Annotated in this window: 10 protein-coding genes and 1 pseudogene; 8 read left to right on the forward strand and 3 right to left on the reverse strand. The window is 70.5% G+C overall.

The features are described 5' to 3' along the window. Positions 1-140: 140 nt before the first annotated feature. The 3 genes from IPT68_RS00530 (at position 141) to IPT68_RS00540 (ending at position 5,349) form a co-directional block, all read left to right on the forward strand. Positions 141-3,947 carry a S8 family serine peptidase gene (locus tag IPT68_RS00530; RefSeq protein WP_189697691.1) on the forward strand — a complete coding sequence of 1,269 codons (3,807 nt, stop codon included), beginning with the start codon at positions 141-143 and terminating at the stop codon, positions 3,945-3,947. Between the two features lie 779 nt (positions 3,948-4,726). Then, complete coding sequence (locus IPT68_RS00535) at positions 4,727-4,966, forward strand: hypothetical protein (RefSeq protein WP_189697690.1); 240 nt, start codon at positions 4,727-4,729, stop codon at positions 4,964-4,966. Continuing rightward, the gene (locus IPT68_RS00540) at positions 4,966-5,349 is read left to right on the forward strand and encodes a toxin Doc (protein ID WP_189697689.1); all 384 of its coding nucleotides are present in this window, start codon (positions 4,966-4,968) and stop codon (positions 5,347-5,349) included. Before IPT68_RS00535 ends, IPT68_RS00540 begins: the two co-directional genes overlap by 1 nt. 165 nt (positions 5,350-5,514) lie before the next feature. On the opposite strand, the pseudogene IPT68_RS35175 reads toward IPT68_RS00540, so the two are convergent. Further along, a pseudogene (locus tag IPT68_RS35175) lies at positions 5,515-5,654 on the reverse strand (IS701 family transposase); the annotation flags it as partial. 166 nt (positions 5,655-5,820) lie between these two features. Continuing rightward, positions 5,821-6,408: a protoglobin domain-containing protein gene (locus tag IPT68_RS00545; protein WP_189697688.1), complete on the reverse strand. Its 588-nt coding sequence runs from the start codon at positions 6,406-6,408 to the stop codon at positions 5,821-5,823. A 495-nt stretch (positions 6,409-6,903) separates the two neighbouring features. On the opposite strand from IPT68_RS00545, the gene IPT68_RS00550 reads away from it, so the two are divergent. From IPT68_RS00550 to IPT68_RS00570, 5 genes are all read left to right on the forward strand, one after another. Further along, positions 6,904-7,074 (forward strand): hypothetical protein, encoded by a 171-nt coding sequence (locus tag IPT68_RS00550; protein WP_189697687.1) that lies wholly within the window; start codon positions 6,904-6,906, stop codon positions 7,072-7,074. Between the two features lie 53 nt (positions 7,075-7,127). Then, positions 7,128-7,802, forward strand: a complete 675-nt coding sequence (locus IPT68_RS00555) for a hypothetical protein (RefSeq protein WP_194074040.1) — start codon at positions 7,128-7,130, stop codon at positions 7,800-7,802. 547 nt (positions 7,803-8,349) lie between these two features. Then, the gene (locus tag IPT68_RS00560) at positions 8,350-8,559 is read left to right on the forward strand and encodes a hypothetical protein (protein WP_189697685.1); all 210 of its coding nucleotides are present in this window, start codon (positions 8,350-8,352) and stop codon (positions 8,557-8,559) included. Positions 8,560-8,862: 303 nt separating this feature from the next. Then, positions 8,863-10,413, forward strand: coding sequence for an amino acid permease (locus tag IPT68_RS00565; RefSeq protein ID WP_189697684.1), 1,551 nt, complete (start codon positions 8,863-8,865; stop codon positions 10,411-10,413). A gap of 26 nt (positions 10,414-10,439) precedes the next feature. After that, complete coding sequence (locus IPT68_RS00570) at positions 10,440-10,613, forward strand: hypothetical protein (protein ID WP_194074041.1); 174 nt, start codon at positions 10,440-10,442, stop codon at positions 10,611-10,613. A 167-nt stretch (positions 10,614-10,780) separates the two neighbouring features. Here the strand turns inward: IPT68_RS00570 and IPT68_RS00575 are convergent, their stop codons facing one another. Continuing rightward, positions 10,781-11,416, reverse strand: coding sequence for a TetR/AcrR family transcriptional regulator (locus IPT68_RS00575; protein WP_189697683.1), 636 nt, complete (start codon positions 11,414-11,416; stop codon positions 10,781-10,783). Positions 11,417-11,459 lie beyond the last annotated feature (43 nt).

Consider the following 11,459-nt stretch of genomic DNA (forward strand, 5'->3'; position numbering starts at 1 on the left):
GGTGCCCCCCCCACAGGCGCGGCACGTGTCGGAGTTAGGCCATGTCGCGTTTGCGCCACCTCAAGTCGTAGACGCCTTCGAACTGTTCCACACATGATCGGCCGGGTTGTGAATTGCAGGTGGACGAAGGGTTATGACTGATGTCTTCAAAAAGCCGCCTCAGGGCGGCGATAGCGGCGGGGCTGGTACTGGTTGCCGGGGGTGTGCCCGCCGTGGCCACGGCGCAGCCGACCTCTGCCGGTGCCGCCGCCCGTGCCGTCGGCTCGGCGAAGGACGCCTCGGCGACGGTGCGGCTGATCACCGGCGACCGGGTGACGGTGACGACGCTGCCCGGGGGGCGGCGCGCCGTGTCGGTCGAGCCCGGACCCGGGCGCGAACACATGCCTTTCAAGCGGATCGAAGGCGACGACAAGGCCCTGACGGTCATGCCGTTCGACGCTGAGGCGCTGGTGACGGCCGGCGCCCTGGACCGTCGCCTGTTCGACGTGACCGGCCTCATCGCGGACGGCTTCGACGAAGCCCGCTCCTCCACGCTGCCGCTGATCGTCTCGTCGCGGCCGGAGCCGTCGCGAGCGGGTGCCCGGGTGACCGCCCGGGCGGCGAAGGCTGCGGCGGCGACCGCCGACCGCCTCGTTGCGCTCAACTCCGACAAGGCGCCCGCGCGCGACCTGGAGAGCATCGACGCCCGTTCGGTGCGGGTGGCCGGCCAGGACCTGGCTGCCTTCTGGAAGGCACTCAACCCGGGCGGGGAGTCGGACGCCGCGCGCTCCGAGGTCACCCCCCGGATCGCGCTGGACGGCAAGGTGCAGGCGGTGCTGGACCGCAGCACCGCGCAGATCAACGCACCGGCCGCGTGGGAGGCCGGTTACGAGGGCCAGGGCGTCAAGGTGGCCGTGCTGGACACCGGCATTGATGCCAACCACCGGGACCTCGCGGACCGTATCGCCGGGGCGAAGGACTTCTCCGGCAGCGGCAACACCGGCGACCACTTCGGCCACGGCACCCATGTCGCCTCCACCGTCGCCGGCACCGGCGCGGCCTCCGGCGGAACTCGACGCGGTGTCGCGCCCAAGGCCGACCTGCTGATCGGCAAGGTGCTCGACGACAACGGCTACGGCTCCGAGTCGGGGATCATCGACGGCATGGAGTGGGCCGCCGACGAGGGCGCCAAGGTCGTCAACATGAGCCTCGGTGCGGACATCCGCACCGATGGCACCGACCCGATGAGCGTCGCCCTCAACGCCCTGACCGAGTCCACCGATACCCTCTTCGTCGTCGCCGCCGGCAACTCCGGCCCCGGCCGGTACACCGTCGGCACGCCCGGCGCCGCCGACGCCGCCCTGACCGTGGGCGCCGTCGACCGCAGCGACACCGTCGCCCCCTTCTCCAGCCGCGGCCCCCGCTACGGTGACGACACGGTCAAGCCCGACGTCACCGCCCCCGGCGTCGGGATCGTCGCGGCCCGCGCGGCCGGCACCTCGCTGGGCACCCCCGTCAACGCGGACTACATCGCGCTCGACGGCACCTCGATGGCCACCCCGCACGTCGCCGGCGCGGCCGCGCTGCTGGCCCAGCAGCACCCCGACTGGAGCGCGCAGCAGCTCAAGGACGCGTTGATCAGCACCTCCCGTACGGTGGCCGGCACCAAGGTGACGGAGCAGGGCGGCGGCCGCGTCGACCTGGCCGCGGCGACGGGCCCGCTCACCGCCACCGGCTCCCTGGCCCTGCCCCCGGTGGACATGGGCGAGGCGAACGGGCCTCGGCAGGCGGCAACCGTCCGGTACACCAACACCGGCGACAAGCCGCTGACGCTGTCCCTTTCGGTGAAGCTGGCGACCGAATCCGGTCGCTCGCTCGCGGACGGCGTGGTCGGCGTCGACTCCGGCACCGTGCAGGTGGCGCCCGGGGCGACGGCCCTGGTGCCGCTGCACACCGACCCCTCGCAGGCGGTCCGCGGCCGGTACTTCGGCTACGTCACCGCGAAGTCCGCCGACGGCACCGTGCTCGCCCACACGACCCTCTCCCTCGCGGTGCACGCCCCCAAGCACCGGCTGACCGTCGTCCTGCGCAACCGCGCCGGCGAGGTCGTGCCCGGCGCGACCCCGCAGATCTGGGGCGCCGACGGCGAGGTGGACTACTCGGATCCCCACGCGGGCGTCGCCGAGGTGGAAGAGGGCACGTACCAGATCAGCACCAGCTTCAACGAGCCCGGCGATGACGGCATCGCCAGGATCGGCGACGTCGTCGTGCCCGAGGTCAAGGTCACCAAGGACGTGACGGTGACGCTCGACGCCGCGAAGGCCCGCGAGGTGAAGGTCAGCACGCCTCGTCCCGCCGAGCGGTACGGCATCCTCGACGCCGTCTACTACCGTCAGATCGACGGGAACGTCCGCAACGTGGGCACCATGGTCTGGCCCACGGATCGCTACTACACCACCGCCACCGCCCCGGTCACCGACGGTGCCTTCGAGTTCGGCCTGCGCACCCAGATGAAGGCCCCGGAGCTCCGGGCCAAGGTGCCGGGCCGTGCGCTGGAGTTCACCCCCACCTATGAGCCGACGTCGCCGCCCTTCAGCGACAAGGGCGTTCGGCTCACCGCCGTGGACGCCGGCACGGCGCAGGCGCCCCACTTCCGCGGGGTCCGCGGCAAACTGGCCGTCGTACGGGACGACGCCTCCGGCGGCTATGACGCGGCCGCACTCCAACGCGCCGCGGTGGACGCGGGCGCCGAGGCGCTGATGGTCGTGTGGCCCGCAGGTGTCAACCACCGCGCCCAGTGGTCGCCGGTGGGTGAGCGGCTGGCCCTGCCCGTCCTGCGTGCCTCCGCGACGGACGGTGCGGCCCTGCTTGAGCGCGTGAGGAGGGGCACCACGGAGGTGGAGTTCTCCGGCACCGTGCGCAGCCCCTACATGTACGACCTGGCGATCACCAAGAGCTCGATTCCCGAACAGGACGTCTTCACCGTCTCGGAGCAGGACACGGCGCAGGTGCGCAGCGCCTACACCCGTACCGGTGCCGCGACCTGGGCGAGCGAGCAGCGCTTCGCGTGGCGTCCCTACCAGAACGTCGCGTTCTACGGTTACGACCGCTTCGTCCCGGTGGGGCAGGAGCGCGTCGAGTACGTGAGCACCGGGGACACCCAGTGGCAGCACGCCGTCGCCTACGGTCCCGTCGACCAGTTCGCCTCGCCGCTGCAGGGTGGCATGCGCGACGACCTGCACACCTACCGGGCAGGTCAGCGCACCACGGAGGACTGGTACCGAGCGGTGGTCCGCCCGTCCATCCCGCGCGGTGGGCACCTGCCGTCGGTGCGCGACGGCGACAACCTGTCGGTGTACGTCTCGGACTTCAACGACTCCTCCAAGACCGTCCACTGGTCGCACACTCTGTTCGGCAGCGTCAGCGACCGGTCCGAGGCGGTGCTCTACCGCAACGGGAAGCAGATCGCGGAGTCCGGACAGGGCGCGTGGGCCAACTTCGAGGTACCGGCGGGTGACGCCGAATACCGTCTGGACCTGGCCACCAGCCGCACGTCCGACAACTGGCACTTCGGCACCCGCACGCACACCTCGTGGACGTTCCGCTCGGACACCACCACCGACAAGGTGGTGCTGCCGATGCTCCAGCTCGACTACGACGTACCGGTCGACGTCCGCAACGCGGTGGGCCCGCAGCGCGCGCACACCCTCGGCCTGGGCGTCCGGATGCAGGACGGCCTGGCCGCCCCGACCGGGGTGACGCTGAAGGTCGAGGCCTCGTACGACGACGGCAGGAGCTGGACCCGGGCCACCACGGCCCGCGAGGGCAGCGGCTTCACCGCGACCGTCGAGCGGCCCTCCCGCGTCCGCGGCGACGCGTACGTGACGCTGCGCGTGACCGCGACCGACGCGGCCGGCAACAGCGTCCAGCAGACGGTCGACCGCGCCTACCAGCACCGCGGCGCCTGAACCGCACGGTAAGCACACCGCGGACCGACCCGGCCGCGACACGGCGGGTGCTGGGGCCCCAGGCCCCTGGCACCCGCCGTGCCCCTTCCCGCCCCCTTCGTCGCACTGTCCGCGGAGGCCCGGAGCAGGGACCCGGACGTGTCCACGTCTGCGATCAGGTGACGGTCCGTCGGCGGCACGGATGCGGATCCCCCGGCCCGACGCTTCTGGCTCCACCGGGGTGTCGACGGCTTCCGCTTCGACGTCGCCCATGGCATGCCCAATGACCTCGCCGAGCCCTTGCGTGACCAGGGCCCCGGCCTGACGGTCGTTCGAATGCGGGTCACATCCCGCCCGACCAGCGGTGTGCGCGGGGCACTGGAACTCGGTTGCGTGGACCTCGCGCAGCAGTCCGGCCCGTGCCCGGTACGTCTTCCGCGACGCCCGGGAAGGCGGCGCTCTGCAACCCACCGACTGGCGGTCGGTGTTCGGCGGCCCCACCTGGCAGCGCGCCCCCGGCGGGCAGTGGTACCTCCACCCGTTCGCCCCCAACAGCCCGCCCCGGAGTCTGCCGTCGTCACCGATCCGGTTCAGCGGATGTGACGTGCTGCTGCTCCGCACCAGCGGCGTGAACAGGCCCGCGGTGTTGTCGGAGTCGGTCACCTCATGGGCGGTGCAGGAGCTGGGCAGCTCGCGCGCATCGAGTCCGTCGTCCTGCCGGTGGGCCGGGCCCGGGAGCAGCCCGGCTCGCCTGTCTTCTTCAGCTTCCTCGGCAGGCACCAAGTAGGTACCATGCCGGAATGCCGTCACTGAATGTGCCCTTCACCGATGAAGAGATGGAAGGCGTACGCGCCGCCGCCGCCGCCGAGGGCAAGAGCCTCAAGCAGTACCTGCACGACCTGGGAGTGCGCGAGATGCAGCGCAAGCGGTTCGTGGCCGGCGCCGCCTCATGGGCGGACAGGCTGCGTGAGGAGTTCGACGAGGCGTTTCCGGACGAGATTCCCCCCTCCGAGCGCGGCCGGGGAAGCACTGCCGCCTGATGAGCAAGCTCCTGCACGTCGATGTCTCCTGGCTCCTGGACGTCCAGGACATCGCCCTCGGCCACGACGACGTGTCCGTCACCGACTATTCGGCCCTTGTCGCGGCTGTCGCCCGCCACAAGACACGCATGCCGACCCTCGCCGCGTCCAACCCCGACGCCGCATGGCGCGCGGCCGCGCTCATGCACACCATCGTGCGGCTCGAGCCGCTCCCCCACCGCAACAGCCTCTTCGCCGCCTTCGTCACCAGCCAGTACCTGGACCAGTCCGGGGAAGGCATCGACCCACCCTACGGGGCTCTGTCCGAGCTGATCAGAAAGGCCCGCGAGACCCGGCTGAGCATCTACGACATTGCGGACACACTCCGCTCGTGGCGCATCTGAAGGGTTGGCGCTACCGACGAATGAGCGGCCGCCCGCGCCCGACGGTCGCTCATCGGTCCTTGCCTTAGGGGAGGCGGGATGAGCCGTCAGCCCGTGTGCGTTCCGCGCTGTGCTCAGGTGGGGCCGCGGGCGCCTGGGGCAGTACCCGGGTTAGTACTCCAACAGCCCGACGGCGGCTTTCTCCAGCAGACGGCAAAAGTGCCATACCTGACGCAGGCGGAATCGGCGATCGCCCAGGCGATCGGCAGCGGTGAGGCGAGCGCCCGCACCACCATGGTCTTGGCCAGTTCGCCCTTGGTGGCGAAGGCGATGCGCTGGCCCCGCAAACTGTTCCGCAGGTCAGGCCGGTCTTATGCTGTGTCGGCTCGCGCCTGTCCGACCCCGGCGAGCTCGCCCACCACCCCGCCCAGCACCCGTCGACTTCGGGGTTGACGAGCCGGCCCGGAGGGAGGCTTGCGCTGAAGCGACTGCCTACCACTGCTCCGTCACGTACGGGCGCGTCCACAGAGCGACCTGGAGTGTCACCGCTTTGAACCAGGCCTGATGCATGGCCTCGACCTGCTCATCGCTGTGTCCGCCGGCGGCAAGGAAGGACCGCATGGTGGCGGTGATGGGGTAGATGAAGGCCACCAGATAGCGCATCGAGATGTAGGGCACGGAGTCGACCTGGTCAGTCCTGTTCTTCTTGTCCGTGGTGTGACGGACCGCGATTTCCTGCTGATAGGCGAGCCACTGGGCGTCGTAGGCCCGGGTGCAGGTGTCTTCGATCCACTTTCCGAAGCGGGGCCGTACTGCGTCGAGGTAAGCGGCGATCGGCTCACCTTCGGGTGTGGAGAAGTAGGCGACCAGATGCTCATGGGATCCGACGAAGCCGTACCAGACGTCCAGCACTGCCTCTACCTGGTCCTCCAGCACGTCCCATGCCTGACGCAGCGCTTCCTCGTCGGCGTCGGTGAACAGCACTGAAGCCTTCAGCTTGTCCAGCTCTTCGAGGGAAACCGGAGAAGCCGGAAGGGCGGTGTTGTCGAAGTCGTATCCGGGAATCCTGGCGTCGCTCATCGCTACTCCTGAGGGTGTCCTCGAGCAAACGTATGCGGGCAGCGGTGTTCCGGCCACTGGCCGCGCGCATTCGGGCGGGCTGCGCCCCGCGCGTCTGGGCTGTTCTTGGCGTCGGCCTTTGGCGTCGTCGGCTCGCGCGGGTGCATCGCGCGTAACGCCGCTGTGGTGACGACGACCGCGGGCCATGTCCTGCCGAGGTCCCGTCCGGCCTGAGGACCGGAGGCCGCGTCTGCCTTGCGCCCTCGTTCAGCAAGGAGCCTTCGTCAGGCCGTGATACCGGCATCGCCGCAATTCGGTGTCCCATATCCGACGTGTTGTTGGACCGAATGCACTCCTCCCGGGCTTCGCGGGGACGGCCGGCAGCCGTCGGTGACCGCGCCCGGTCCACGGCTGCCCCCTCCTGCGCCGGGCTGCCGCCTGTTTCGCCAGGCACTTCCGCGTCAATCGGATCTGCCGGGTGCTTGGAGCGTCCCACGCCGGCTACTACCGGCGCACGTGGCCACCGAGCAGGCCCGCACCGAGCGCCCGGCCGAGGAGAAGCCGACCCTGATCGAGATCCGCGCCATCCGCACTGCACACCAGGGCGCCCCACGAGGCCCTGATGCGACGGGCTGCGCGCTCATCTGCAGGCGCCGCCTCCGGATGGCATTACGTGAGGACATCTGAGACCACCGGCGGGCCTGTGAAATCTCGTCGACGACTGCGGTCACACTCGGGGGATGAAAGACCTCAAAAGTGTTGATGTCGGAACACCGCACGCACAGTTTCTGGCGACTGAGCACTGGAGTTTGCTGGCGACTCGAAGTATGACGTGGCAGGAGATCTTCAGCCGAACGGGGACGTATCTGACAGTGCTGTCGGCCTCGGTGGTGGCGCTCTCGCTGGTGGCCAACGCAACCCGGTTCGGGTCAGGGTTCACGACGTTCGCGTTGCTGGTGCTGCCGGTCGTCCTGCTCGTCGGGTTCGGGACATACTTCCGGCTGATCGAGGCGGACATCGAGGACACCTGGCTGATCATCGGCATGAACCGGCTGCGTCACGCTTACGTCGAACTCGCACCGGAGCTCGAACCGTACTTCATCGCGAGCCACCACGACGACCCGCCGGGCATCTGGACGACCTACAGTTTCCGCCGTCGGATCGGGGTGACGCACTGGCTGTCCGGCTCGCCCGTCGTCATCGGCGTCACCAACTCCGTCGTCACCGGCGTGCTGGCCGCGGTGGCCTGCGCGGCCGCCGGCACCGGGGACACCCTGCGGACCCTGGTCGGCTCCGCCACGGCCATCCTGACCGCGGTCGTCCTCGGATTCCTCGGCCTCCGCAAGGTGCACGAGGTGTCCCGCAGCTATCAGCCGCGCTTCCCCAGCACCGAGGCACAACCGTCGGCGGATTGAGGCGGCACCGCGTGGGTGAGCCGGATTCGAGCATGACCACTTGGCCGTGGTGGCAGGTCGGCATCGGCTCTCCTGCGAGCAGAACGTAGGTGGCGGCTTCGTCTGTGATCTCCCCCAGGAGGCAGTCTTCACCCGGAGGCAGCGGCCCCGCATGTCCACGTGGAAGGCCAGGCAGGGGGGAGCTGAGTACACGTCAGCGTGTCCTCGTTGCGCCGCATGCCTCCAAAATTGCCGACCGGAGCCATCCATGGGCCCGCGGAGACGCGGTCGGGGCGGGTAGCGGCGAAGTCTCGCGGCTGACGGTCGCTGCATCCACGAGCGGTTCGACACCGCTGTGGCGGGCCACATCATGAAGCTGGCGGGCCTCGGTCACGGGTTCCTCGTCCCCGTCTTTCTTCGTTGCGAGCGGCATCGAATTCGACCTGGGAGCGCTGTTCGCGGACCAAGGTGCGGTACGCAGGGTGCCGATGTTTCTCGCGGCGCTGCTCCTCGTTCGTGGGCTGCCCGCAGTGGTCTACCACGCGCGGCCCTGTCCCGGGCGGAGGTCATGGCCGGCGGACTCCTGCAGGCCACGTCCCTTCCCGTCATCGTGGCGGCGACGACCATCGGGCTGAAGCTGGACGCGATCAGACCGGCCAACGCGGCGGCGCTGGTGGCAGCGGGCCCGTTGTCCGTGATCGTGTTCCCGCTGACGGCACTGCCCTTGCTGAACCGCTCCCGGGAATCCGCGAGGCCGGGGCCGGAGGAGCCGAGGTGAAGGCGGGGGCCGGGAGCCGCGCCGCCAGACATCAAGAAGTGGCCGTGGAGGTCGGAAGGGGTCGTTGAGGCCGTCCCCCATGAGGTGCGAGTTGTCCAGTGAGGGCCAGCTGGTGAGGCCAGGGGGGGTGCCGAGCACGGCTCGGTGAACACCATTGCCCTGTGAGTAGGGCTACGGGGGCAAGCAAGGGCGTGAGGACTTGGGCCCGCCCCGGACATGACGGCGTGACGCGGGTGAAACAGCCCCTCCCTAATTTCTGTCACCCGACAGGAATCATGCCCGAGGCCCAAGGCAGGTGCCGCCGTGACCACCACCGCCCCCTCCGACGTCCGCTCCGACCCGCCGGAGCAGGACTCCCCCGACGCCCACTCCCTCGACGAGTTCGGCTACCGCCAGGAGCTGCACCGCAGCCTCGGCCGGTACGCGTCGTTCGCGGCCGGGTTCTCCTTCATCTCCGTCCTGACGACGGTCTTCCAGTTCTTCGCCTTCGGATACGCCTTCGGCGGCCCCGTCTTCTTCTGGGCCTGGCCGGCGGTGCTCATCGGACAGCTGCTGGTGGCCGCCTGCTTCGCCGAGCTGGCGGCCCGCTATCCGATCTCGGGCGCGATCTACCAGTGGTCCTCACGCCTGTCGAACCGGACGTTCGGCTGGTTCGCCGGCTGGATCATGGTGATCGGGCAGATCGTGGTGGTCGCGGCGGCCGCCCTCGCGTTGCAGATGGTGCTCCCGGCGATCTGGTCCGGCTTCCAGCTGATCGGCACCGACCCGGCACCGACGTCCCCGGACGGCGCGGCCAACGCCGCGATCCTGGGCGTGCTCCTGCTGGCGCTGACCACCCTGGTGAACGTCCTCGACAACCGCGTGCTGTCCGTGGTCAACCGCGTCGGCGTGACCGCGGAGATCATCGGCGCGGTTTTGATCGTGGTGCTCCTGCTCACCCACTCGGAACGCTCCCCCGGCATCACCTTCCACACCGAGGGCGCCGCCCAGTCCGGCCTGCTGGGCGCGTTGCTGGTGGGCTCGTTCACGGCGGCGTACGTGTTGATCGGGTTCGACAGCGCGGGTGAGATGAGCGAGGAGACCCATCACCCGCGCCGCACGGCGCCCCGCACGATCCTCGTCGCCCTGGGTGCAGCGGGGCTGCTCGGCGGCCTGATCGTCCTCGGCGGGCTGCTCGCCGCCCCCAGTCTCACCGACGGACGCCTGGCGGTCGACGGCCTCAGTTACGTCCTTACCAGCAGCCTGGGCGACGGTGTGGGCCGCCTGCTGCTGGCCGACGTGGTGGTGGCGATCGCGGTGGCGACCCTCGCGATCCAGACGTCGGCGTGCCGCATGCTGTTCTCGATGGCCCGCGACGGCCGGCTCCCCTTCGCCCGACGCCTCGCCAGGGTCAACCCGCGCACCGGCATGCCCACCGCCCCCGCACTGGTCGTCGGCACGCTCGCCGCCGCCCTCCTGCTGCTCAACTTCGCCTCCGCGGAGGCGTTCCTGGCCATCGGCACGACCTGCATCGTCATGCTGTACCTGGCGTACGCGATGGTCACGGGCCCTCTGCTGGTCCGCCGCCTGCGCGGCGACCTCCCCGCAGCCGGCACGGACGAGACCGGCGCCCCGCTCTTCTCCCTGGGCCGCTGGGGCGTCCCCGTCAACGCGCTCGCCCTCCTGTACGGCCTCGCCATGACCGTCAACCTGGCCTGGCCCCGCGCGGCGGTGTACGACCCGGCGGGCGGCCACTGGTACTTCCAATGGTTCACCGTCCTCTTCCTCGCCGTCACCGTCGCCCTCGGCGCCGCCTACCGCGCGTACGAGACCCGTACGACAGCGGCCAAGGCCGCGACGGCAACACCCGCGTGAGCGCTTGACGCTTACGCCGAACGGCGGTGAGACGCAGGACCCGGATGTCGCCCTCCCCGTTGCCGCAGCGCGACGGGGTGGACCCGGTCCGGGTGCGGCTGCCCTTCGACGGGGCGTGGGCGACCGTGCGGGAGTACCCGGTGAGACGGCTGACGGGGGTCGTGCCGACGCCGTCGACGCGATGTACGAGGCTCGGCTGATCATCGGGACCGACGGTGCGGCCGTGCGCCGGACAGGTGTATGTGCCGGGGATGTTCGTCTGCTTCCGGCGGAACTGCCCCCGCTCCGCCGCAATCCGGGCATCCCGACGCTGACCGCCGCACGCCGGCTGGACCGGTTCGTCCGAGAGCGAAGAAGCCGCGGCCGGTCAGACTCCGGCGACGCGCAGCGCGGCGTCCGCCGCGGACTCGGCGAACACCGACACCGGCCGCTCGGGGTCTGACCGGTGCACGAGAATGACACCCTCGATCAGCCCGAACACGAGATCGGTACGGAGTTCCAGCTCCCCCTTGGCGAGCGCCGCGCCGGCGCCGGTGGTGGCGAGCAACCGCCGGTAGGTTTCCTTGAGTTCGGCGCGCATGGCATGGAACCCGGCGAACCGCTCGGCGCGCACCTCGGGCAGCAGGTACAGCACGCCGAGGTTGTGCGGCCCGGCGCACAGCAGTTCCACGTCCGCCCGGCACAGCTCCCACAGTCGCCGCTCGGCGGGCGCGCAGTCGTCGGCGAGCAGCTCACGGGCGTATGCCAGCGACGGTTTGACGGTGGACTCCAGCAGCTCGGCGAGCAGGTCCTCCTTGCCGGCGACGTAGTGATACATGGACGCCTGCCGCATCCCGGCGCGCTCGGCGACGGCCCGGGTGGAGGTGGCCGCGTACCCGCGGGTGGTGAACAACTCTGCGGCGGCGGCCAGCAGTTCCTCGCGCGGCGCCAGCCCGCTGGCCGGCCGCCGCTCGGCGCGCGGTCGGCCGACCCGCCGGCCCTGTCCGGCACCCGTCGTCCCCATGCGCTCGATCCTCGCACACGACGTCGCCCGGCGATCTTCCGTG

The sequence above is a fragment of the Streptomyces chromofuscus genome (assembly GCF_015160875.1).
GTDB classification, from domain to species: domain Bacteria; phylum Actinomycetota; class Actinomycetes; order Streptomycetales; family Streptomycetaceae; genus Streptomyces; species Streptomyces chromofuscus.